At 72.0% G+C, this 22,030-nt stretch carries 19 protein-coding genes; 17 read left to right on the top strand and 2 right to left on the bottom strand.

Going from position 1 to position 22,030, the window contains the following annotated elements:
- Positions 1 to 210 precede the first annotated feature (210 nt).
- Positions 211 to 2,790, top strand: a complete 2,580-nt coding sequence (gene glgP, locus AB0J46_RS13530) for an alpha-glucan family phosphorylase (RefSeq protein WP_364330611.1) — start codon at positions 211 to 213, stop codon at positions 2,788 to 2,790.
- 50 nt (positions 2,791 to 2,840) lie between these two features.
- The gene (locus tag AB0J46_RS13525; RefSeq protein WP_364330608.1) at positions 2,841 to 3,737 is read left to right on the top strand and encodes a MurR/RpiR family transcriptional regulator; all 897 of its coding nucleotides are present in this window, start codon (positions 2,841 to 2,843) and stop codon (positions 3,735 to 3,737) included.
- Here AB0J46_RS13525 and AB0J46_RS13520 read toward each other — a convergent pair.
- Positions 3,700 to 5,610 (bottom strand): peptidoglycan recognition family protein, encoded by a 1,911-nt coding sequence (locus AB0J46_RS13520; protein WP_364330605.1) that lies wholly within the window; start codon positions 5,608 to 5,610, stop codon positions 3,700 to 3,702. The two genes, AB0J46_RS13525 and AB0J46_RS13520, sit on opposite strands and share 38 nt — an antisense overlap.
- Before the next feature lie 187 nt (positions 5,611 to 5,797).
- On the opposite strand from AB0J46_RS13520, the gene AB0J46_RS13515 reads away from it, so the two are divergent.
- The 3 genes from AB0J46_RS13515 (at position 5,798) to AB0J46_RS13505 (ending at position 8,009) form a co-directional block, all read left to right on the top strand.
- Positions 5,798 to 6,001 (top strand): hypothetical protein, encoded by a 204-nt coding sequence (locus tag AB0J46_RS13515; protein ID WP_352322071.1) that lies wholly within the window; start codon positions 5,798 to 5,800, stop codon positions 5,999 to 6,001.
- Positions 6,002 to 6,008: 7 nt separating this feature from the next.
- A complete protein-coding gene (locus AB0J46_RS13510; protein WP_358288738.1) occupies positions 6,009 to 6,701 on the top strand; it encodes a CBS domain-containing protein in 693 nt (230 codons plus the stop codon).
- A gap of 249 nt (positions 6,702 to 6,950) precedes the next feature.
- Positions 6,951 to 8,009 carry a 3-deoxy-7-phosphoheptulonate synthase gene (locus AB0J46_RS13505; protein WP_364330600.1) on the top strand — a complete coding sequence of 353 codons (1,059 nt, stop codon included), beginning with the start codon at positions 6,951 to 6,953 and terminating at the stop codon, positions 8,007 to 8,009.
- Between the two features lie 57 nt (positions 8,010 to 8,066).
- Here AB0J46_RS13505 and AB0J46_RS13500 read toward each other — a convergent pair whose 3' ends face one another.
- Entirely contained in the window at positions 8,067 to 8,351 is a 285-nt protein-coding gene (locus AB0J46_RS13500) for a Fe-S cluster assembly protein HesB (RefSeq protein WP_352328823.1), read from the bottom strand.
- Between the two features lie 101 nt (positions 8,352 to 8,452).
- On the opposite strand from AB0J46_RS13500, the gene AB0J46_RS13495 reads away from it, so the two are divergent.
- The 12 genes from AB0J46_RS13495 to AB0J46_RS13440 all read left to right on the top strand — a co-directional run bounded on the left by AB0J46_RS13495 (position 8,453) and on the right by AB0J46_RS13440 (position 21,882).
- A complete protein-coding gene (locus AB0J46_RS13495) occupies positions 8,453 to 9,109 on the top strand; it encodes an endonuclease (RefSeq protein WP_364330596.1) in 657 nt (218 codons plus the stop codon).
- Between the two features lie 27 nt (positions 9,110 to 9,136).
- Complete coding sequence (locus tag AB0J46_RS13490) at positions 9,137 to 9,910, top strand: enoyl-CoA hydratase-related protein (protein ID WP_358003064.1); 774 nt, start codon at positions 9,137 to 9,139, stop codon at positions 9,908 to 9,910.
- Positions 9,911 to 9,990: 80 nt separating this feature from the next.
- Positions 9,991 to 10,338 carry a hypothetical protein gene (locus AB0J46_RS13485; RefSeq protein WP_352352245.1) on the top strand — a complete coding sequence of 116 codons (348 nt, stop codon included), beginning with the start codon at positions 9,991 to 9,993 and terminating at the stop codon, positions 10,336 to 10,338.
- Positions 10,329 to 11,534: a DUF6395 domain-containing protein gene (locus AB0J46_RS13480; protein WP_364330592.1), complete on the top strand. Its 1,206-nt coding sequence runs from the start codon at positions 10,329 to 10,331 to the stop codon at positions 11,532 to 11,534. The genes AB0J46_RS13485 and AB0J46_RS13480 overlap by 10 nt, the downstream gene beginning before the upstream one ends.
- Positions 11,535 to 11,577: 43 nt before the next feature.
- Entirely contained in the window at positions 11,578 to 12,420 is an 843-nt protein-coding gene (locus AB0J46_RS13475; protein ID WP_364330589.1) for a M55 family metallopeptidase, read from the top strand.
- Positions 12,421 to 12,450: 30 nt separating this feature from the next.
- Complete coding sequence (locus AB0J46_RS13470; RefSeq protein WP_364330586.1) at positions 12,451 to 14,007, top strand: flavin monoamine oxidase family protein; 1,557 nt, start codon at positions 12,451 to 12,453, stop codon at positions 14,005 to 14,007.
- Between the two features lie 64 nt (positions 14,008 to 14,071).
- Positions 14,072 to 14,584 carry a YbaK/EbsC family protein gene (locus AB0J46_RS13465; protein ID WP_364330583.1) on the top strand — a complete coding sequence of 171 codons (513 nt, stop codon included), beginning with the start codon at positions 14,072 to 14,074 and terminating at the stop codon, positions 14,582 to 14,584.
- A 126-nt stretch (positions 14,585 to 14,710) separates the two neighbouring features.
- Positions 14,711 to 16,828 carry a serine/threonine-protein kinase gene (locus AB0J46_RS13460; RefSeq protein WP_364330580.1) on the top strand — a complete coding sequence of 706 codons (2,118 nt, stop codon included), beginning with the start codon at positions 14,711 to 14,713 and terminating at the stop codon, positions 16,826 to 16,828.
- A gap of 16 nt (positions 16,829 to 16,844) precedes the next feature.
- Complete coding sequence (locus AB0J46_RS13455) at positions 16,845 to 18,620, top strand: serine/threonine-protein kinase (protein ID WP_364330577.1); 1,776 nt, start codon at positions 16,845 to 16,847, stop codon at positions 18,618 to 18,620.
- Positions 18,621 to 18,655: 35 nt separating this feature from the next.
- Positions 18,656 to 19,876, top strand: a complete 1,221-nt coding sequence (locus AB0J46_RS13450) for a serine/threonine-protein kinase (protein WP_364330574.1) — start codon at positions 18,656 to 18,658, stop codon at positions 19,874 to 19,876.
- 253 nt (positions 19,877 to 20,129) lie between these two features.
- Positions 20,130 to 20,909, top strand: a complete 780-nt coding sequence (locus AB0J46_RS13445) for an electron transfer flavoprotein subunit beta/FixA family protein (RefSeq protein WP_352329623.1) — start codon at positions 20,130 to 20,132, stop codon at positions 20,907 to 20,909.
- Between the two features lie 19 nt (positions 20,910 to 20,928).
- A complete protein-coding gene (locus AB0J46_RS13440) occupies positions 20,929 to 21,882 on the top strand; it encodes an electron transfer flavoprotein subunit alpha/FixB family protein (RefSeq protein ID WP_364330571.1) in 954 nt (317 codons plus the stop codon).
- Positions 21,883 to 22,030 lie beyond the last annotated feature (148 nt).

Raw genomic sequence — 22,030 nt, 5'->3', positions numbered from 1 at the left:
CTGGATACGGCCTACCCCGGCAGTAACGATCCTTGCACGTAAATACTGGACAGCAGCGGATAGACCTCCCGAGTGTGTTCCCGGGAGAGCCAACAAAGAGGAAAGTTGCCCCAATCGTCCGGCTTCATGCTTGTTCCGGGCTGGGGTTTGAAGGGGCTTCTTGGGGGTGAAGGACTGAGAGGTCCCTCCTAGCCCGTAGGGTGCAGAAACGTGAGAGCTATCCGCCGGTTTACCGTCCGCACCGTCCTGCCCACGGAGCTGGTCGCCCTGGGCGAGCTCGTGCACAATCTCCGCTGGTCCTGGCACCCGGAGACGCTCGACCTCTTCGCCGAGGTCGACGCGGCCCTGTGGGAACAGGTCGGGCACGATCCCGTGGCCCTGCTCGGCGCCGTCACACCGGCCCGGCTCAACGAGCTGGCCGCCGACCGCCGTTTCCTCCGCCGCCTGGCCGACGCAGCTGACGACCTGCGCGAATACATGACATCGCCGCGCTGGTACCAGACGCTGCCCGACGTCGCACGCGCCATCGCCTACTTCTCCCCCGAGTACGGCATCGCCGCCGCGATGCCCCAGTACTCGGGCGGTCTCGGCATCCTCGCCGGCGACCACCTCAAGGCGGCCAGCGACCTGGGCGTGCCGATCCTCGCGGTCGGCCTGCTCTATCGCCACGGCTACTTCACCCAGTCTCTGTCGCCCGAGGGCTGGCAGCTTGAGCACTATCCGGCGCTCGACGCCGGCGGGCTGCCGCTGACCCTGCTGAAGGACGGCGACGAACCCGTCAAGATCCGTCTCGGCCTGCCCGAGGGCCGCGTCCTGCACGCCCAGGTCTGGGTGGCGCAGGTGGGCCGGGTGCCGCTGCTGCTGCTCGACTCCGACGTGGCCGACAACGACACCGCCGCCCGCGACGTCACCGACCGCCTCTACGGCGGCGGCACCGACCACCGGCTCATGCAGGAGCTGCTGCTGGGGGTGGGCGGCGTACGCGCCATCAGGGCCTACTGCCGCATCACCGGCCACGCCGAGCCCGAGGTCTTCCACACCAACGAGGGCCACGCCGGCTTCCTCGGCCTGGAGCGCATCCGCGAGCTGACCGAGTCGCGCATGTCGTTCGACGAGGCCCTGGAGGCCGTGCGCGCCGGCACGGTGTTCACCACGCACACGCCGGTGCCCGCCGGCATCGACCGTTTCCCCTGCGACCTGATCGAACGCCACTTCGGCGGCGACTCCGCCTGGCCGACCGTGCCCGTCGAGCGCATCCTGGCCCTGGGCGCCGAGGCCGAGCCCGGCCGCTTCAACATGGCCGTCATGGGCATGCGCCTGGCCCAGCGCGTCAACGGCGTCTCCGAGCTGCACGGCGCGGTCAGCCGGGAGATGTTCAAGGACCTGTGGCCCGGCTTCGACCTCGACGAGGTGCCGATCGGCTCGATCACCAACGGCGTGCACGCGCCCACGTGGGTCGGGCGCGAGTTCATGGAGCTGGCGGGCCGCGAGCTGCCCTCGCTGATCGAGCGCGCCCGCGGCTGGGAAGGCATTCAGAAGATCTCCGACCGGGAGATCTGGGAGATCCGCGGCAAGCTGCGCAGGCGGCTGGTCGAGGGCGCGCGCGAGCGGCTGCGCAGGTCGTGGCGCGAGCGTGGCGCCTCGGTCGCCGAGCTGGGCTGGATCGACGACGCGCTCGACCCCGACGTGCTGACGATCGGCTTCGCTCGGCGGGTGCCGTCGTACAAGCGGCTCACGCTCATGCTGCGCGACCCCAGGCGGCTGGCCCGGCTGCTGCTCGACCCGGACAAGCCGGTGCAGATCGTGATCGCCGGCAAGGCGCACCCGGCCGACGAGGGCGGCAAGAAGCTGATCCAGCAGATCGTCAAGTTCGCCGACCAGCACAACGTGCGCCACCGCATCGTCTTCCTGCCCGACTACGACATGACGCTCGGCCAGCTCATGGTCCAGGGCTGCGACGTGTGGCTGAACAACCCGCTGCGGCCGCTGGAGGCGTCCGGCACCTCGGGCATGAAGTCGGCGCTGAACGGCGGGCTCAACCTGTCGATCCGCGACGGCTGGTGGGACGAGTGGTACGACGGCACCAACGGCTGGGCCATCCCCACCGCCGACGGCGTCAGCGACCCCGACCGGCGCGACGAGCTGGAGGCCGGCGCCCTGTACGACCTGATCGAGCACGAGGTGTCCGACCGCTTCTACGACCGGCCGTTCGACGAGCTGCCGCGCAGGTGGATGGAGATGGTCAAGCACACCCTGGCCTCGCTCGGGCCCAAGGTGCTGGCCGGACGCATGCTCCGCGACTACGTCGTCGACCTCTACACCCCGGCCGCCAAGTCGGCCCGCGCGCTGTCGGCCGACTCCTACGCCGCGGCCAGGGCGTTCGCGGCCTGGCGGGTGCGCGTCACGCGGGCCTGGCCGGGCGTGCGGGTCGAGCACGTCGAGGCGTCCGGCGTGGGCGACGCCCCGGAGGTGGGCGCCTCGGTCGAGCTGCGGGCCACGATCGCGCTCGGCGACCTGGAGCCGGGAGACGTGCTGGTCGAGGCCGCGTACGGCAAGGTCGGGCCGCACGACGAGCTGGTCCGGCCGCGGTACGCGCGGCTGGCCCTGGAGTCGCTGGAGGACGACGGCCACGCCCACTTCACGGGCCGGGTGCCGCTCGACCGTACGGGGGCCTTCGGATACACCGTTCGGGTTGTCCCGCATCACCCGTTCGCTGCCACTCCGGCGGAACTGGGGCTGATCGCCGTCCCGGAGGAGCCGGTCGGAATGACGAACGGCACCTTGCGCTGATATATCCGGACGAGGTCGGCCCGGTGGTCGGGCGGTGCATAATCAGGACCGTGGACGACAGCGGGAACGGCCTGCGGGCTGACAATCTGGTGGCCACGGTCCGCGGTGTCCTGCCGTCCCTGACGCCTGCCGCGCAGACCGTCGCCCGGCTCATCCTGGAGGATCCGGCGACGGTCGCGCGCAGCACCATCACGGAGCTGTCGGCCGCCTCCGGCACCAGCGAGGCCACCATCGTGCGCACCGCGCGGCTGCTCGGCTTCGCCGGATACCCCCAGCTCAGGCTGGCTCTGGCGGCGGCGGCCGCGCAGCCCGACCGGCTCGTGCCCGGCGACCTGGCGCCCGACGACCCGCTGTCGGAGGTCATCCAGAAGGTGGCCAGGGCCGAGTCGGAGGCCATCAACGACACCGTCGCCCAGCTCACCAGCGAGCGCCTGGGCCTGGTCGTCGACGCGATCGTGGGGGCCAGGCGCATCGACGCCTACGGCGTGGGCGCCTCGGGATTAGTCGCCGAGGACGTCGCCCAGAAGCTGCTGCGCATCGGCCTGTCCAGCCACGCCTTCCAGGACGCCCATCTGGCCCTGACCAGCGCCGTCCTGCTGAAGGCGGGCGACGTGGCGATCGGCATCAGCACCTCGGGGGAGACCCCCGACGTGATCGAGCCGCTGCGCCGGGCGGGCGAGGCGGGGGCCACCACGGTGGCCGTCACCAACAACCCGCGCTCGACGATCGCGGAGCTGGCCGAGCACGTGCTGATCTCGGCCGGGCGCGAGACGGAGTTCCGTCCCGGCGCCCTGGCCAGCAGGATCAGCCAGCTCCTCGTCGTCGACTGCGTGTTCGTCGGCGTCGCCCAGCGCACGTTCGACTCCTCTCAGGAGGCGCTCGCGAGCACCAGGCGCGCCGTCAAGGAGTTCACCCGGAGAACGACACCTGCACGTCGTCAGCCTTGACGTACATCACGCGGTGCCCGAACTGGATCTCCAGGTACTTCGTCTTGCCCTTGACCACCGTGTGGTCCGCCAGGTTGAACGTGACCGCCCGGTAGTACTCGGTGGCGGCCGGCCCGGCCAGCGTGTACTTCTCGCCCGCCGAGAACGTGTACTGCAGCGGCGTCACCGCCTGGTACGGGATGCCGGCCGGGTACGCCTCCTGCTCCGGGTAGGCCCGCCCGAACACCGGCACGGTCGCCCTGCCCGGCTTCGGCGTGACGACGAGCCCCATCGACGGGATCGCGGTCGGGGCGCTCGCCGGGTTGTGGAACCACGCCTTCTGGCCGAGGTACCAGATCGCCGTCCAGTCGCCCTGGCGGTCGGCGACGGCGAAGCGCTGGCCGGTGCTGGCCCTGGCGCTGTGGTCGTACACGCTGTAGAGCGAGCCGCCGGTCGGGTGCTTGCCGATGTCCTTGATCAGCGGGGCGTCGTCGCGCGGTTCGGTGCGCAGCCACACGGTGCCGGCGCTGAGCGGCGGGCAGGCCGCCTCGGGGTTCTTGCGGTCGCAGCCGTAGAAGTAGGGCTTGTTGGTGGCGAAGTCCGGCTTGATCATGACCGAGCCGGCCTGCGGACCGCCGAACTGGTGCAGCGGCGCGCCCATGAGCTGGAAGTAGTGCGCCCAGTCCCAGAACGGCCCCGGGTCCTCGTGCATGCCGCGGACCGTGCTCGGGATCGTGCCGGGGACGTTGTCGTGGCCCAGGATGTGGGCGCGGTCGAGCGGCACGCCGTGCTTGAGCGCCAGGTAGCGGACGAGCCGGGCCGACGAGCGGTACATCGCCTCGGTGTACCAGGTGCTGCCCTCGGCCAGGAAGCCTTCGTGCTCGATGCCGATGGACTTGGCGTTGATGTACCAGTTGCCGGCCTGCCAGCCGACGTCCTTGGTCTTGATGTGCTGGGCGATGTGCCCGTCACTGGAACGGACCGAGTAGTGCCAGCTCGCGCCGTAGTTCGGGTCCTGGTTGAGCTTGATCGACGGGAGGAAGTAGCCCTCCATGTCGTGGATGATGATGTAGTCGACCTTCTGGCTGACCGGCCGGTTCGCCAGGTCGTAGTGGCCGTAGTCGTCCGGCGGGAGCTCCTGGTAGGCCGAGGGGATCCACTCGCAGGAGATCGAGGCCGGGCACTCGACGCCGTCGCGCCGCGCGGGCCGCAGGCCGAGCTTCTCCAGCCACTTCTCGATCTTCTCCAGGTCCGGGACCTTGGGCAGGGTGATCTTCTGCCCGTCGTCCGTGGTGCGCTCGGCGCCCTCCTGGATGGTGGCGTAGACCTCGTCGGCGAAGAACTTGGCCGCGTCGGCCTCGTCGGCGCCGGAGTACTTGGCGACGGCTCCGTACCATTCGCCGGGGTTGGCGCTCAGGGGCGCGCCGAGGCTCTTCTGGTAGTCGGCCAGCAGCGCCGCGCCGCCGCGGATGTTGGCCGCGTCGTCGGTGCGCAGCCGCTCGTGGCTCTCGCCGGTGAGCTGCGCGGCGCGTTCCATCGTGCGCAGCGAGGCGGGGATCTCCGCCGGGGCGGGGGTCGCCGTGGGCGCGAGCGGCCTGCTCTCGTCGCCGCGGGCGTCCTCCTCGCCCTCTCCGTGGTGGTTCGAGCCGGTGTACGCGGCCGCGTCGGTCAGGTGCATCGGGCCGAACCCGGCGTCGCTCGACGGCTGGCCCGCGTGGGCGTCCCAGCGCGACTCCAGGTACGAGACGCCGAGCAGCACGCTCTGGGGGACCTTGAACTCGTCGGCCGCCGCGGCGAACGCCTGCTGCCGGTCGGCGGGCTCTTCGGCGTTGGCCGAGGGCACTTGGGTTAAGGGCAACAAGGCGACGACGGCGATCGCCAGCGCTCTGCGCATGAACCGCTCCTTGACTGGGGGGCGTGGTGCGCGTTCAGCGTCTCAACATTTTCCTTCTCTGGCGAGAACTTTGCGAAGATATTTTTCATCCCTTAACAGGCCGCCGGGCCGGCTCCGGCGGCCCGTCCCCGAGGACTACCAGGTGACGGGCTGGGTAGGCGGGCCTCGGAGGAGAGGGGGAGTTGTCATGCCTCGACCCGGAAGTCACTCCTACGACAACGAGCGCCGCCGGCTGCGCAAGCAACTGGACCGGCAGGGGATGAGCGAGCAGGAGCTCAAGAAGCGCGTGGCCAGGAAACTCCAGTCGGACCCGGACAAGAGCCCGCGCAAGGTGGGCGGCGACCGCGCCGAAGGACCCAAGTCCGAACGGCCCCGCCGGGGGGAGCGCTGAGGCCCTGATGATCGGCATCATCGACCGCGTCGGCGTCCAGGACCTGCTCGCGACGCGCGACGCCCAGCTCGCCGAGGTGCTGCCCGAGCGCGAGTACGCCTGGGCGCACCTGCCCGGCGCCGTGCACCTGCCGCTCGGCTCGCTCGACCGGCTGGCCGACGACCTGCTGGACCGGTCACGTCCGGTCGTCGTCTACTGCCACGACTGGCTCTGCGACCTGAGCCCGCGCGCCGCCCACCGGCTGGCCCGGCTGGGCTTCGCCGACGTGCACGACTACGGCCTGGGCAAGATGGACTGGTTGTCGGCCGACCTGCCGTACGAGGGGGAGGCCGTCCTGGTGGGCTCGGGCGCCCGGCGCGACCCGGTCACGGCCGACCTGGAGGACCCGCTGGAGGAGCTCAGCGAGCGCATCGTCGCCGACCCGGCCGGGCTCGCGGTCGTGGTGGACCGGGACGAGGTGGTGCAGGGCGTCATCGGGTCGCGCGAGCTCAAGGGCGCCGACCTGACCGGCACCGCCGAGGCCGCCATGAACACCGGCGTCACCACCGTACGGCCCAGCGAGCAGCTCGACGCCCTGGCCACCCGCATGGAGGGCGCGAACGTCGACCACGTCGTCGTCACCCGCGCCGACGGCACCCTGGTCGGCCTCTACGGGCTCGGCGACCTGCGCGAACCCGGCTGGGAATCCGATCTCGGATAGCGGACGGGATTTGGAGCCGTCACCCGGCGTCTGCTAGCGTCAACAGCATGTCAGTGATCAGCCGATTTTGGCGCTATGTGCCGGCTCCGGGTGGAGCCGAAGGTCACATGCGCTGACTTACTGATCACCCGGAGCCCAAAGGCAGAGACGTCCCGTCTCTGCCTTTCGTCGTTCAGGCGGACGGCTCCGGGGGCCACGGATGTGGGCCGTACCGCCTTCGAACTCCCATCGAAAGCGGAGGACCAGCCCATGACCACGACCAGCGACCTGCGCATCACCTCGTTCGAACCCCTGCCCACGCCCCGCGAGCTCATCGGTGAACAGCCGCTCGGCCCGGAGCGGGAGGCGCTGGTGGCGGCGAGCAGGAACGCCGTGCGCGACGTGCTCGCCGGCGACGACGACCGCCTGCTGCTCATCGTCGGCCCGTGCTCGGTGCACGACCCGGAGGCCGCGCTCGACTACGCCCGCCGCCTGGCCGCCGCCACCCGCGACCTCGGCGACGCCCTGTGCGTGGTCATGCGGGTGTACTTCGAGAAGCCGCGTACCACCATCGGCTGGAAGGGCCTGATCAACGACCCGGACATCGACGGCGGCCACGACGTCCAGCGCGGGCTGCGCCTGGCCAGGACGGTGCTGCTCGACGTGCTCGACACCGGGCTGCCGGTGGGCTGCGAGTTCCTTGAGCCCACCAGCCCGCAGTACATCGCCGACGCCGTCACCTGGGGCGCGATCGGCGCGCGCACGCCCGAGAGCCAGGTGCACCGCCAGCTCACCTCCGGCCTGTCCATGCCGGTCGGCTTCAAGAACGCCACCGACGGCGACGTGCAGGTGGCCATCGACGGCGTGAACGCCGCCGCGCACCCGCAGGTGTTCTTCGGCATCGACGACGAGGGCCGGGCCGCGGTCGTCTCGACCACCGGCAACCCCGACTGCCACGTCATCCTGCGCGGCGGGCGCACCGGCCCCAACTACGACCCCCAGTCCATCGGCGACGCGCTGGCGCTGCTGGCCAAGGCCGGGCTGCCGGAGCGGCTGATCATCGACGCCAGCCACGGCAACAGCGGCAAGGACCACGTGCGGCAGGCGGCCGTGGTGCGCGAGGTGGCCGGACGCCTGGCGGCGGGCGAGCAGGGCATCGCGGGGCTGATGGTGGAGAGCTTCCTGGTGCCGGGGCGGCAGGAGCCCGGCCCGGCCGAGGGCCTGACGTACGGGCAGAGCATCACCGACGCCTGCGTGGGCTGGGAGGAGACCGAGCGCCTGCTGGCCGAGCTGGCCGACGCCGTGCGCGCCGGCCGCGCCGCCGGCTGACGGCCGCCCGGCGGCCCCGAGGTGACGGGCGGGCCGCCGGAGGCCCGGCAGGGCCGGTCAGGTGCGGCGGTCCAGCCGGAACGTCGGATGCCCCGGCGTGCCCGGCTGGGCGTCCAGCGACTTGTCGTCGAGGATGGGCGCGGCGTCCTCGGCCACGAAGACGCGCACGTCCCCCTGCTCGATGACCTGGTCCCCGGCGTACGGCGTGCTCGCCAGCGACACCTCCAAGGCGCCCGCCTCGTCCGGCTTGGCGGCGATCCGCAGGCCGGCGTGCGCGGGCACGTCCTCGCCGACCATCAGGTCACGGATCGCGACCACGGCGTTGTCAGTCAGAGTCAGCACGATGCGCTCCTTCTCGCTGGAGACCCCCCGCCTCCCCCGCGACCAGGGCGGCAAACGCGCCGGGCCGGGATGAGCGCCCGCCATGGGGGTAGCGGAGCGTCATGGCTGACAAGGACAAGGGAGTGCTGGACGCCCTGCTCGAACAGTGCGGCCAGACGTTCGCCGCGGAGGCGGGCATCCGGCTCGCCGACCGGCCGCGGCCGCTGTACCAGCTCCTCGTGCTGGCCACGCTGCTCAGCGCGCGCATCTCGTCCGGGGTGGCGGTGGCGGCGGCGCGCGAGCTGTTCGCCGCCGGGTACCGCACGCCGCGGGACATGGCGCGGGCGAGCTGGCAGGACCGCGTGGACGCGCTCGGCCGCGGCCACTACCGGCGTTACGACGAACGCACCTCGACCATGCTCGGCAGGGGCGCCGAGCTGCTGCTCGACCGCTGGAAGGGCGACCTGCGCAGGTTGCGAGACGAGGCCGGGGGCGACCCCGGGCGCATCGGCGAGCTGTTGCGGGAGTTCCCCGGCATCGGCCCGACCGGCGCCGACATCTTCCTGCGCGAGGTCCAGGGCGTGTGGCCGCAGGTCGCGCCGCACCTGGACGGCCGGGTCCTGGACGGCGCGGCCCGGCTCGGCCTGCCCCGCCAGGAACGCGGCCTGGCCCGCCTGGCCGGCTCCGGTGACGAGCTGGCCCGCCTGTCGGCGGCGCTGGTCCGCGTGTCGACCAGCAAGAAGGCCGCCGACGAGGTGAGGACGGCCGCAGCGGGGTGAGGGGGGACGCTCTGTTAGGTTCGGCTCATGGGTGAGTTTGTGAGCGTCGAGGTGGCCGACCAGATCGCCACGATCCGTCTTGACCGTCCGAAGATGAACGCGCTCAACGTTCAGACGCAGCGGGAGCTCGTCGAGGCGGCGCTTCAGGTCGATGCCGACGACCAGGTGCAGGCGGTGATCCTCTACGGCGGCGAGCGGGTCTTCGCCGCCGGCGTGGACGTCAAGGAGATGGCCGACATGTCCTATGCCGACATGTCCACCCACTCCCGCACGCTGCAGGCGTGCTTCACCACGGTGGCCCGCATCGGCAAGCCGGTCATCGCCGCCGTCACCGGCTACGCCCTGGGCGGCGGCTGCGAGCTGGCCCTGTGCGCCGACTTCCGGGTGGCGGGCGAGTCGGCCCGGCTCGGCCAGCCGGAGATCCTGCTCGGGCTCATCCCGGGCGCGGGCGGCACGCAGCGCCTGCCCCGGCTCGTCGGCCCGTCCCGCGCCAAGGATCTGATCTTCACCGGCCGGCACGTCCCCGCCGCCGAGGCCCTGGCCATCGGGCTGGTCGACCGGGTGGTGCCGGACGAGCAGGTCTACACGGCGGCCCTGGAATGGGCGGCCACGTTCGTCGGCGGCCCGGCCGTGGCGCTGCGCGCCGCCAAGCAGGCCGTCGACCAGGGCGCCGAGGTCGACCTCGACTCCGGCCTGGAGATCGAGCGCCTGCACTTCTCCGGCCTGTTCGCCACCGACGACGCCAGGATCGGCATGCGGGCCTTCGCGGAGAAGGCCAAGGCCAAGTTCACCGGACGGTGACCGCCCGGCCGCCATACGAATGCGACCCTTTGGAGTAGGCCGTCCAAGGGGAAGCGGGTTTGCCAGTATGGTGGCGTTTCATGATGCGCGTCCCGGTCCCCGCCCGGCTGCGTAAAGCCGTGCGTTCGTGGTTCGACTCCCGTTACATCTCCGTCGCCGACCACCGGCAGGACATCCGGGACGCGCTCTGGGAGGTCCAGACCCTGCGCAGGGAGATGGCCACCCTGCAGGGCGAGGTCGAGCGGCTGCGGAACGCCCGCCCGCCGGCCGGGCCGGTGATCGACAAGGCCCGGGTCGACGACACGTACCGGCTGGCGCAGGAGACCGCGCAGGCCCTCGACGGCGTGCTCCAGAACGAGGTGCTCGTCTGGCAGGCCATCGACGACCTGCGGGCCCGCGTCCCCGAGGGGGGCCGGCCGTGCGCGTGACCTGGTCCGGCACCGAGCTGACCTTCCGTCTCGACCCCGAGGACGAGATCACCGGCAGGGCGGCCGACGACCATCCCGTCAAGCTGGCCACCAACTCCTGCTCGATCGGCGGCGTGCCCGCCGACGCCCACCCCGACCTGTTCGCCGTGGCCGCCTGGACGATCGTGGCGCCCTGGACCAGGCGGCGGATCACGTTCGACCGGGCCGTCTCCGCCGAGGTGGCCGCGGCCCTGCACGACGGGTGGGGCATCGAGGCCGGGCCGGTCGGGGCCGAGCCGCGCCGGGCCGGGGACCGGCTCGCCCTCTCCTACAGCGGCGGCGCGGACTCCGTGGCCGCGGCGGCCATCCATCTCTCGGCGCCGTTCGTGCACTTCCGGCGGGTGCCGCATCCGCGGGTGCCCAACCGGTGGCCGCACTACCGCTCCGACGTGCTGGCCAAGCTGGCCGAGCGGACCGGCCGCGAGCTCACCACCGTCACCTCCGACCTGGAGTTCACCCTCGCCGAGCCACGTCCGGGCTATCCGGAGCACCACGCCGTCGCGGCGGGGGCGCTGCTGCTGGCCGACCGGATGAACCTCGGTGGCCTGGGCTTCGGCTATGAACTCGGTTCACGCTGGCTCGGCGGTGACCGTTACTTGTTGCGGTTCACGCCTGACAACCCCATGTGGGCGCCGCACGGCGCGTGGGGCCGGTTGTTCGCCGCCGCGGGCGTGCACATCGTGCTCCCGGTCGGCGGGGTGAGCGAGGCCGTCACCATGCGGCTGGCCCTGAACTCCGAGCTCAAGGACCAGGTGCGCTGGTGCCTGCGCGGCACCGACGGCCCCTGCCGGACCTGCGGCAAGTGCCTGTACAAGGAGCTCATCCAGGCCGCCGTCGAGCGCCGTCCCCTGGACACGCCCCTCACCGCCGACCGTCCCGTGGCCCGCAAGTGGCTGCGGCCGCCCCCCTTCGGGGGCCAGGAGATGATCGAGTACGGCCTCGCCCGGATCCCCGGCGTCGAACGGTCCCTGTTCGCCAAGGCCCTCGACCACTTCGAGGCCACCGAGGAGTCCACGAGCTGGCTCGACCACTGCTACCCGCCGGCGATCGAGGAGATCCCCGAGCCGTGGCGGGCGGAGGCGGCCGCCTTCCTGACCTCCCAGGTCGGCCTCATGACCGAGGCAGAGGTACGGCGGGTGGAGACGTGGGGCGCGTGACCGTCCGCGGGACGGATCCGGCGAAGTGCGAGGAGTTGACTGCGTGAAGGTTTACCTGTCGGTGGACATGGAGGGCGTGACGGGGCTGACCGACCCCGAGGAGATGCACGCCGGCAAACGCGGCTACGACCGCGGCTGCGAGCTGATGACCGCCGACGCCAACGCCGCCGTCGAGGGCGCGTTCGCCGCGGGGGCCGGCTCGGTGCTGGTCAACGACGCCCACGGGTCCACCAAGAACCTGCGGATCGACCTCCTGGACCCGCGGGCGACCCTGATCCGGGGGCCGGGCAAGGCCCAGCGCATGGCCCAGGGGCTCGACGGCACGTTCCAGGCCGCGTGCTTCGTGGGCTACCACGCCAGGGCCGGCGTCCAGCACGGCGTGCTCAACCACACGTGGATGGGCAAGGAGATCCAGAACGTCTACCTCAACGGCGAGCTGTGCGGCGAGACCCGGCTGGTCGCGGCGTGCGCGGGCTTCCACGGCGTGCCCGTCGTGCTGGTGACCGGGGACGAGGCCGTCGGCGAGGAGGCGCGCGAGCTGCTCGGCGACGTCGAGACGGTCGCGGTGAAGAAGGGGATCGACAAGTTCTCGGCCGAGTTGCTGCCGCCGAGCGTCGCCCAGGCGAGGATCCGTGAGGCCGCCGCTCGCGCGCTGTCCCGGTTGAGCGACTTCACGCCTTATCGGGTGGAGGCGCCGTACACGCTGGGGGTGGAGTGGAACTCGACCGCCATCGCGGCGGCGGTGGCACTGGTGCCCGGCGTGAAGACGGCCGGCTCGCGGCACACCGAGTTCACCACCGACGACTTCCGCCAGATCATGGCGCTGCTCGGGATCTTCGCCACCATCGGCGGTCAGGTGGCCTGCGGCAGCGGGCCGTACGGCTGAGATGTCGGTAACTGCTGACTCAGGGAGCGGGTGACGGTGGAAGGCGCGGCGCTGACCCGGCGGGGGCTGCTCGTCGGGATCGGAGCGGTGGGTGGCGCGGGCGCCATGTACGCCGCCATGGGCGCGCTCGGGCTCGCCCCCTCGGAGCAGGACAAGGAGTTCGCCGCGCCGCGTCCCGGCGACTTCTCCCTGCGCGGCAAGGGCGCGGCCAAGGTGGTGATCCTCGGCGCGGGCGTGGCGGGGCTGACCGCCGCGTACGAGCTGGGCAAGGCCGGCTACGACTGCACCCTGCTCGAAGCCAGGGGCAGGGCCGGCGGCCGGAACCTGACGCTGCGCGGCGGCGACCGCCTGACCGAGCTGAACGGCCCGGCCCAGGACGTCAAGCTGGGCGAGGGCGTCTATTTCAACGCCGGGCCCGGCCGCATCGCCCCCTGGATGGTCACCCTCGACTACTGCAGGGAGCTGGGCGTCCCGATCGAGACGTTCGTCAACAACAACGCCGCGGCGTACGTCCACACCAACGGTAAGACCGTGCGGGCCCGCACGGCGCGCGCCGACATGTACGGATATATCGCGGAGTTGCTGGCCAAGGCCACAAATATCGGCGCGCTCGACAAGGCGATCACCGCCGACGACCGGCAGCGCCTGCTGGAGTTCCTCCGCCGGTTCGGCGACCTGGGCCCCAAGCTCGACTACGAGGGCTCGCCCCGGCGCGGCTTCACCAAGTACCCGGCGCTCGACGGCGGCACCCCCATCCCGCCTCCCGGCACCCTCCACGACGTGCTGGCCGCCGCCACCGGCCGCGCCATCACCAACGACTTCGGCTACGACATGGCCACCCCCATGTTCCAGCCGGTCGGCGGCATGGACGCGATCGTCACCAAGCTGACCGAGGCCGTGGGGGCCGACCGCATCAGGACCGGCGCCAAGGTCACCAGGATCACGACCCTGGACGACGGCGTCGAGGTGACGTACGACGGCGGCAGCGTCAAGGCCGACTACTGCATCGCCACCCTCCCCCCGCACCTCCTCGCCAAGATCCCGCACAACCTCGGAGCGCAGGTCACCAGCGCCCTGAGCACCCCCGTCCCGGTCGCCGCCGGCAAGATCGGCCTGGAGTACGGCAGGCGCTGGTGGGAGCTGGAGGACCGCATCTACGGCGGCGTCACCGAGACCGACCTGGACATCACTCACATCTGGTACCCCTCCCACGGCTACCACTCCGAACGCGGCCTGATCGTCGGCTATTACAACACCGAGCAGAACGCCGAGCTGTACGGCTCCCTCACCCCCGAGGACAGAAGGCGGAAGGCCCTCACCCAGGGCAGGAAGATCCACGGCGACAAGTACCGCCAGAACCTGCTGTCCAGCGTCTCGATCGCCTGGCACCGCCAGGAGCACATCCAGGGAGGCTGGATGTACTGGCCGTCCTTTGATTCGTCCTTCACTCTTCTGCAACGCCCCGCCGGAAGGGTCTACTTCGCGGGTGACTGGCTCACCCACTTGATCGCCTGGCAGGCAGGCGCCATGGAGTCGGCCCGCAGCGCCGTCACCCTGCTGCACCGGCGGGTGCTGCAGTCCGCGTGACGTCGCACGCCACTTCCTCGACCGGCATAGGGTCGGTCAAGGAAGAGCGATCGAGGAGACGAGGATGACGTTGCACTGGGTGCCCGCGACCGGCCGCGCCGACCTGCTGGCCGATCCGGTGGCGTTCGCCGTGCCGGGCGTCGAGGGCGCCGAGGTGACGGAGATCGACCCCGACCTGGCCGACACGGCCGCGTTCTGCGAGCGCTACGGCGTACGGCTCGACGAGTCGGCCAACTGCGTGGTCGTGGCCGCCAAGCGCGGCGGCGAGACGCGGTACGCCGCCTGCATGGTGCTCGCGACGATGCGCGTCGACGTCAACGGCGTGGTGCGCAGACACCTCGACGCCCGCAAGGCGAGCTTCGCGCCGATGGCCGACGCGGTCGAGCTGACCGGCATGGAGTACGGCGGCATCACCCCGCTCGGGTTGCCCGGCGACTGGCCCGTCCTGGTCGACGTGCACGTCGCCGAACATCCCAGAGTGGTGATCGGCAGCGGCCTGCGCAGGTCGAAGCTCGCCGTGCCGGGCGCCGCGCTGGCCGGGCTGAAGGGCGCCGAGGTCCTGTCCCTGACGACCTGAAGGCCCCGAAGTCGAACTGAAGCCAATTCGAGACCGTTGGATGGGAAACCGATGAGGCCGTATCGGACGTTGTACGAGTGGGAATGTGGCCTCATGGTTCATCTCGTGGGCGGGGATTAAGCCGATATGGTGCTTCATGCCATGAACGATGACCGACTAGGCCCTTACCGGCTGCTCAGGCGGCTCGGTGAAGGCGGGATGGGCGTTGTCCACCTCGCTGTCGACCCCCAGGGGCGACAGGTGGCGGTCAAGGTCCTGCGCGGAGAGGTCGCCGGTGACGAGGTCGCCAGGCGACGGCTTTCGCGTGAGGTCGAGACCATGCGCCGGGTCCGCAGTAAATTCATCGCAGAAGTGGTCGATGCGGATGTAACCGGTCATCGTCCCTACATCGTCACGCGTTACGTGCCCGGCCGTCCTCTCGACGAGATCGTCAAGGACGACGGGCCGCTCGACCTGCCCGCGCTGGTCCGGCTCGCCCACGGGGTGGCCTCCGCGCTGGCCGTGGTCCACTCCGTCGGCGTGATCCACCGCGACCTCAAGCCGGGCAACGTGCTGATCCTCGACGGCGAGCCCGTCCTGATCGACTTCGGCATCGCCCAGGCGGTCGACGCGACCAGGCTGACCCAGACCGGCATGTTCATCGGCACGCCCGGCTACCTCGCGCCCGAGATCATCGAGGGCCAGGAGGCCGGCCCCGAGGTCGACATCCACGCCTGGGCGGGCACGCTGCTCTACGCCGCCACCGGCCAGCCGCCCTTCGGCAAGGGCACGCTGGAGATGATCTTCTACAACATCACCGCCGGCAAGGCCGACATCAGCGGCGTGCCGGCCGAGCTGCAGCCGCTGCTCAAGGCGGGCTTCCAGCGCAACCCGGCCAAGCGGCCCAAGGCCGCCGACCTGGCCGAGCAGACGGCCCGGATGTTGCCGAGGCCGCCGCACGGCGTGCCCGACGAGATCTCCACCGTCCCCCGGCCCGACGCGCCCGACGACTACCCGACCAGACGGCCGCCGTTCGTGGGGGAGAAGCCGTCCTACGACGTCTCCACGCCGCCGATGACGCCGCGCCGGCTGATCGACGGCCAGGAGCAGCCGGTCGCGCCGCCCGCCGACCCGCACTTCGTCTCGCTGCTGCCCAACCAGGCGGCCGGGCTGCCCAGCCAGGCGGCTCCGCTGCCCGGTGCCGGGCTGCCCGACCAGGGCGCGGCGCCGGCGGACCAGGGCGCGGGCGACCCGTGGCCGACCCGCCGGGTCTCGCCGGAGGAACTGCGCCAGATCCAGCGCGAGGCCGGGCCCAGCCAGCTCTGGCCGCAGCAGCAACCCCCGCTCCACCCCCAGCCGCAGTCACAGCCCCAGCCGCTGCCGCAGGTCAACCCGCACGAGGCCGACGTGCCCACCCGGCGCGTACGCCCGGACTCGGCGGAGTTCGGCCGGCTCAGCTCCGGCCCCCAGCCGGTCGACCACGGCCGGCTCGGGTCCGGCGCGCAGCCGGTGGACCACGGCCGGTTCAACTCCGGCCAGGAAGCGGCCAACTACGGCCCGGTGCCCGTGCAGCCGCCGCCCTACATCCCGGCGCAGCAGCAGTACCCGCCCCAAGACCCGCAGGCCGCTCGCGAGCCGTACCACCAGGGCGGGCGTCCGGCGCAGCCGCTGCAGCGCTCGAAGGCGTACGGGGTGGCGAGCGCCATGCTGCTGATCCTCATGATCGTGGCGGCGGTGACGGCTCCCGTCCTGGTGGCGGTGGTGGCGATCCCGATCGCCGTGCTGCTGCGCGCCGCCGACCTCGCCCAGCCGGCGCTCAGCGGCCGCAGGCCCGCCGGGTCCGCCGCCCTCGACGTGCTCAGGGTCTTCGCCCATCCGCAGGCGCTGGCCAAGTCCGTGGGCATCACGGTCGCGCTCGTCCTGTACGCCCTGATCCTCGGCCTGCCGGTGACGCTGCTGCTCAGCGTGGTGGTCAAGATGAACTCGGCCAACGCCCTCGCGTGGGGGGCCGCGGTCGCGCTCTGGACCCTCTGCGCGGGGCCGGGCGTCGAGGGCCCGGGGCGGCAGATGCGCAGAACGCTCTCATCGCTCGTACCCTCTAGAACAGCGGCCATGGCGATGGCGGGAGTGCTGGCGGCGGGCGCCGCGCTCTCGCTGATCCTCGCCTACGGCACGTTCGGGGACACGCCAAGGGGGAGTGTATGGAGTCCACTGGACGTCACACCCGTGACAGAGCAACTCAGCAGCCTGAAGGGCGGCGGCTGAGCCGAGGAAGGTGGCGATGAGCATCCAAGCGCCGGAACGCCTCGGCCCCTACCGCATCGTCAGGAAGATCGGCGAGGGCGGCATGGGGGTCGTCCACCTGGGTCTCGACGGTGAGGGCCGCGAGGTCGCCATCAAGGTGCTCCACCCGCACGTGGCCGCCGACCTCAAGGCCCGCGACCGGCTCACGCGCGAGGTCGAGACGATGCGCCGGGTGCGCAGCCCGTACGTCGCCGAGGTCATCGACGCCGAGCTGGTGGGGGGCCAGCCCTACGTCGTGACCCGCTTCGCCCCGGGGCGCACGCTGGAGGAGACCGTGCTGACCGAGGGCGCCCTGGAGGCGCGGCAGGTCATCAGGCTGGCCCAGGGGCTGTGCCAGGCGCTGGTCGCCATCCACGCGGCCGACGTGATCCACCGCGACTTCAAGCCGTCCAACGTCATGCTGGTCGACGGCGAGCCGCTGGTCATCGACTTCGGCATCGCCCACCTGGTGAACGCGACCCGGCTGACCCAGACCGGCATGTTCGTCGGCACGCCGGGCTACCTGGCGCCCGAGATCATCCGCGACTCCGACATCACCCAGGCGGCCGACGTGCACGCGCTGGCCTCGACGGTGTTCTTCGCCGCCACGGGCGCGCCGCCGTTCGGCACCGGGACGTTCGAGGCGGTCTGCTTCAACATCATGGAGGGGCGGGCCCAGCTCGACCGGGCGCCCGCGTGGCTGCGCGGCTGGTTGTCGCGCGCGCTGCGGGTCGATCCCGCCGCCCGGCCGGGCGCGCAGGAGCTGCTGCGGATGGCCAGGGAGCTCGACCCGTCGGTGACGACGTTCAACGAGATCGAGGGGCCGACCGGCACCAAGCGCATCGGCAGCGGCACGCGCGCCATGGACACGTTCTCCGACCTGCTGCCGCCGGTCGAGTACCGCAAGGCCGCGCCGCCGCCCCCGCCGCCGCCCCCGCCGCCGCCCGCGCGGCGGGAGGAGCGGCCGCCGCCCTACGTGCCCGCGCCGACCTCGGCGCGCCCGGTGCCGCGCACCGACCAGCGGGTGGCCGGCTACCCGGCGCCGCCGCCGCAACCGCGCCCCTACACGCCGCCGCCCCAGCCGCGCGGCCACGTGCCGCCGGCGGAGCGGAAGAGGTACCTGTTCGGCGCCCAGGTGACCGGGTTGCTGCTGCTGGTCACGCTGGTGGCGCTGACCGTCATGATGCCCGTCGTCATGGGGGCGGTGGCCGTCGCGCTCGCGGTGGTGCTGCGCGTGGGCGAATACCTCTTCGGCGACATGGTCAAGCGGCGCCAGATCCGCGGCAGCAGCTCGGCCGACCCGCTGCTCGCGCTGGTCGGCACGCCGTGGGCGCTGGTCAAGGCCGCGCTGGTGACGCTGGTGCACGTGCCGCTCGCGCTGCTGTTCGGCGCGTGCGTGTGGGGGGCGCTCCACTGGGCCGGCGGCATGGGCACCAACCAGGCCGCCGCCTTCGCGGCCGGCGCGTTCGCCGGGGGCCTGTTCGTGCTGCCGGGCGGCGGCGCGCCGCGCAAGGCCGTGACCCGTACGCTCACCGGCGTGCTGCGCAGCCCCGGCGCCGCGCTGGTCGCGGTCGTCGCGGTGGGCACGGCGGCGCTGTTCGCGGCGATGTTCGCGCTCGGCCAGGACCCGGTCTGGACGCCATGGCGGGCCCCGCAGAGCGTGATCGACGACCTGGCGAGCGACGCCAGGCAGAGCACCATCGGGCTGATCACCGGCCTGATCGAAAGTCTGCTCGACGGGCTGGGGTTGGGCTTCCTGACTCCGTGGTCGTGAGTGTCCCCCTCGGCCCGGCGGGGGAGAGATGAGGTATGAGCGAGCGCCTCGGCCCTTATGAGCTTCTCTCCAGGCTCGGCGCGGGCGGCTTCGGCGAGGTCCATCTGGCGCTCGACGCCCAGGGGCGCACGGTCGCGGTCAAGGTGCTGCATCCGCACGTCGCGGCCGACGCCCTCGCGCTGGGCAGGCTCGACCGCGAGGTGGAGACGATGCGCCGGGTCGGCGGGCCGCACGTCGCCGAGGTGCTCGACGCCTCGCTGGAGGGCCCCAGACCCTACCTGGTGACCCGCTACGTCCAGGGCCGCCCGCTCAGCGCCGTGCCGGTGCCCGTCGCCGAGCTGGGCTCTCTGGCCTCGGGGCTGGCCGACGCGCTGCTGGCCATGCACGAGTCCGGGGTGGTCCACCGCGACCTCAAGCCGGCCAACGTGATGATGAGCGAGGACGGCCCGGTCGTCATCGACTTCGGCATCGCCAGCGCGCTCGACTCGTTGTCGGTCACCGCGTCCGGCGCCGTGGTCGGCACGCCCGGCTACCTGGCCCCGGAGATCCTCGAAGGCGGCAGCGCGGGCGCCGAGGCCGACGTGTTCTCCTTCGGCGCGACGCTCGCCTACGCCGCGACCGGGCGGCAGCCGTACGGGCAGGGGCCGGCCTCGGCGGTGGCCTACCGGGTCGTGCACCACCCGCCCGACCTGGAGGGCGTGCCGGACTGGCTGGCGCCGCTGTTACGCGACTGCCTGTCCACCGACCCCGCCGCGCGGCCCACGGCCGCGCAGATCTGCGCCCGGCTGGGCGTCGCCCCCGTCCCGCACGTACGGCAGACCGGCCCCCGTCCCTCGGCCCCGGTGGCGCGTCCCCGGCCGGCCGACGACATGAGCACGAGAGAGTGGCGGCCGGGCGACGGCCGTCGCAGGTCGGTCGAGGAGTCCAGGGCGCGGCACCGGGAGAAGGTGCGCAGGCGGTGGCTGATCGGCTCGGGCCTGTTCGTGTCGCTGCTGGCGGCGGCCGCCCGCGAGCCGCTGCCCGAGGTGGCGCTGTTCCTGCTGGCCGCCTACGTGCTGGCGGTGGTGAGCGACGCGGGGGTGGCGCTGCTCTCGCGCGGGCCGTACCGGCGCGGCCGGATGGTGGCCGACCTGGTGAGCGTGGCGGGGGCGGTGGGGCTGTGCTTCGGGCTCGCCGCGGTGTTCAGCACGTTCACCCTGGCCCTGTTCGCGGGTACGGCCCTGGTGGTGGGCATCGTGTTCCTGTTGTCCGCCTGATTTCCCCTGGGGGGCGATCGGAACGTACCGAATAAAGTTCGGTATGGTGGGAAGGGTAGGGGCTTGACGCGGGAACCGCTGGTTTGCGCGTAAGCTACCCACGGGTAACATGACCGCGGGAGCCAGGGCACGACTCTGACCCACCCCGTGTCAGGAGCCCGTCGGGAACCTGGCAGTCTGGTCAGCATTGCATTCGGCGCCTATCGCAGCGACGCGGTGGGCGCACGCGAACACGGGAGGTCGGCCACCGGCCATGAACATCGTCGTCTGCGTGAAGCAGGTCCCCGATACGGCGACCGAGCGCAAGCTGCGGTCCGATGACAACACGCTCGATCGTGACGCCGTCGACGGCGTGGTCAACGAGCTTGACGAGTACGCGGTCGAGGAGGCGCTGAAGCTCAAGGAGGCGCATGGTGGCGAGGTCACCGTGCTCACCATGGGCCCGGGCAAGGCCACCGAGACCATCCGCAAGGCCCTGGCGATGGGCGCCGACAAGGCGGTCCACCTGAGCGACGACGCGCTGCACGGCTCCGACGCGCTGTCCACCTCGTACGCGATGGCCCAGGTGCTCAAGAAGATCGGGTTCGACCTGGTCGTCCTGGGCTCGGAGTCGACCGACGCCCGCACCGGCGTGCTGGCCGCGATGCTGGCCGAGCGCCTGGGCACGGCCCAGCTCACCCTGGCCAACAAGGTCGAGATCGAGGGCTCCTCGATCAGTGTCCAGCGCATCACCGACTACGGCTTCGACAAGGTCCAGGCCTCGCTGCCGGCCGTCGTGTCCGTGGTCGAGAAGATCAACGAGCCGCGTTACCCGTCCTTCAAGGGCATCATGGCGGCCAAGAAGAAGCCGGTCGAGACGCTGGCCATCGCCGACGCCGAGATCGACGCCGCCCAGGTGGGCCTGGGCGCGGCCTGGTCCGAGGTGGTCGACTTCGCCGCCGCGCCGCCGCGCGCCGCCGGCACGATCGTCAAGGACGAGGGCGACGGAGGCTCGAAGGCCGCCGACTTCCTCGCCTCCAAGAAGTTCATCTGAGAACGGGGGTTTTACTGATATGTCGGAGATTCTCGTTCTCGTGGAGCAGGTCGACGGCGAGGTCAAGAAGGTCACGCTCGAACTGCTGACCCTGGCCCGCTCGCTCGGCACGCCCGCCGCCGTCTGGGCCGGCCCCGGCCTCGGCGACGCCGCCAAGGCCAAACTGGCCGAGTACGGCGCCGAGACGATCTACAACGCCGGCTCCGCCGACATCGTCGACCACGTGGTGGCGCCCAAGGCCGAGCTGCTGGCCCAGCTCGTCGCCGAGAAGTCGCCCGCCGCGGTGCTCGTGGCCGCCACGGCCGAGGGCAAGGAGGTCGCCGGTCGGCTGGCCGTCAAGACCGACTCCGGCGTCATCACCGACGCCGTGGGCCTGTCCGAGGGCTTCGTGGCCGACCAGTCGATCTTCGGTGGCGGCGTCAACGTGCACTCCAAGGTGCGCAGGGGCACCCCGATCGTCGCCGTACGCCCGAACTCGACGGCCCCGCAGGCCGCCGCGGGCGCCGGCGCCGTCGAGGAGGTGTCGGTCGCGCTGAGCGAGGCGGCCAAGGCCGCCCGCATCGTCGAGCGCGTCAAGCAGGAGAAGGGCGCCAGGCCCGAGCTGACCGAGGCCGCGATCGTGGTCTCCGGCGGCCGGGGCGTGGGCTCCGCCGAGAACTTCTCCGTCATCGAGGGCCTGGCCGACACGCTGGGCGCGGCCGTCGGTGCCTCGCGCGCCGCCACGGACGCCGGCTGGTACCCCCACCAGTTCCAGGTGGGCCAGACGGGCAAGACGGTCTCGCCGCAGCTCTACATCGCGGCCGGGATCTCCGGCGCCATCCAGCACCGGGCCGGCATGCAGACCGCGAAGACCATCATCGCGATCAACAAGGACCCCGAGGCGCCGATCTTCGAGCTCGCCGACTACGGGGTCGTGGGAGACCTGCACCAGGTCGTCCCGCAGCTCACCGAAGAGATCAGCAAGCGCAAGTAGCGTCAGGGATCATCGGCGCGCACAGCGCCGGTCGGAGGCGGGGCCCCAGAAAGTGGGGGGCCCGCACGGCCGGCGCAAGCGCGTGCCCCGCGCGCGCCCCCCGCGCCGCCCCCCCGACCGGCGCCACACCCCCCGCCACCCCCCCCCC

The sequence above is a fragment of the Nonomuraea sp. NPDC049758 genome (assembly GCF_040674635.1).
In the GTDB taxonomy this organism is placed as follows: Bacteria; Actinomycetota; Actinomycetes; order Streptosporangiales; family Streptosporangiaceae; genus Nonomuraea.
Note: the sequence above shows the minus strand (reverse complement) of the source record. Positions and strands in the feature narration are given on the sequence as shown.

Coding starts and splice junctions, on each gene's coding strand:
- AB0J46_RS13520 (WP_364330605.1), bottom strand. CDS start 5,610: ATGCGCAGAGCGCTGGCGATCGCCGTCGTCGCCTTGTTGCCCTTAACC.
- AB0J46_RS13490 (WP_358003064.1), top strand. CDS start 9,137: ATGGGTGAGTTTGTGAGCGTCGAGGTGGCCGACCAGATCGCCACGATC.
- AB0J46_RS13485 (WP_352352245.1), top strand. CDS start 9,991: ATGATGCGCGTCCCGGTCCCCGCCCGGCTGCGTAAAGCCGTGCGTTCG.
- AB0J46_RS13465 (WP_364330583.1), top strand. CDS start 14,072: ATGACGTTGCACTGGGTGCCCGCGACCGGCCGCGCCGACCTGCTGGCC.
- AB0J46_RS13505 (WP_364330600.1), top strand. CDS start 6,951: ATGACCACGACCAGCGACCTGCGCATCACCTCGTTCGAACCCCTGCCC.
- AB0J46_RS13495 (WP_364330596.1), top strand. CDS start 8,453: ATGGCTGACAAGGACAAGGGAGTGCTGGACGCCCTGCTCGAACAGTGC.
- AB0J46_RS13445 (WP_352329623.1), top strand. CDS start 20,130: ATGAACATCGTCGTCTGCGTGAAGCAGGTCCCCGATACGGCGACCGAG.
- AB0J46_RS13455 (WP_364330577.1), top strand. CDS start 16,845: ATGAGCATCCAAGCGCCGGAACGCCTCGGCCCCTACCGCATCGTCAGG.
- AB0J46_RS13450 (WP_364330574.1), top strand. CDS start 18,656: ATGAGCGAGCGCCTCGGCCCTTATGAGCTTCTCTCCAGGCTCGGCGCG.
- AB0J46_RS13515 (WP_352322071.1), top strand. CDS start 5,798: ATGCCTCGACCCGGAAGTCACTCCTACGACAACGAGCGCCGCCGGCTG.
- AB0J46_RS13460 (WP_364330580.1), top strand. CDS start 14,711: ATGGTGCTTCATGCCATGAACGATGACCGACTAGGCCCTTACCGGCTG.
- AB0J46_RS13510 (WP_358288738.1), top strand. CDS start 6,009: ATGATCGGCATCATCGACCGCGTCGGCGTCCAGGACCTGCTCGCGACG.
- AB0J46_RS13440 (WP_364330571.1), top strand. CDS start 20,929: ATGTCGGAGATTCTCGTTCTCGTGGAGCAGGTCGACGGCGAGGTCAAG.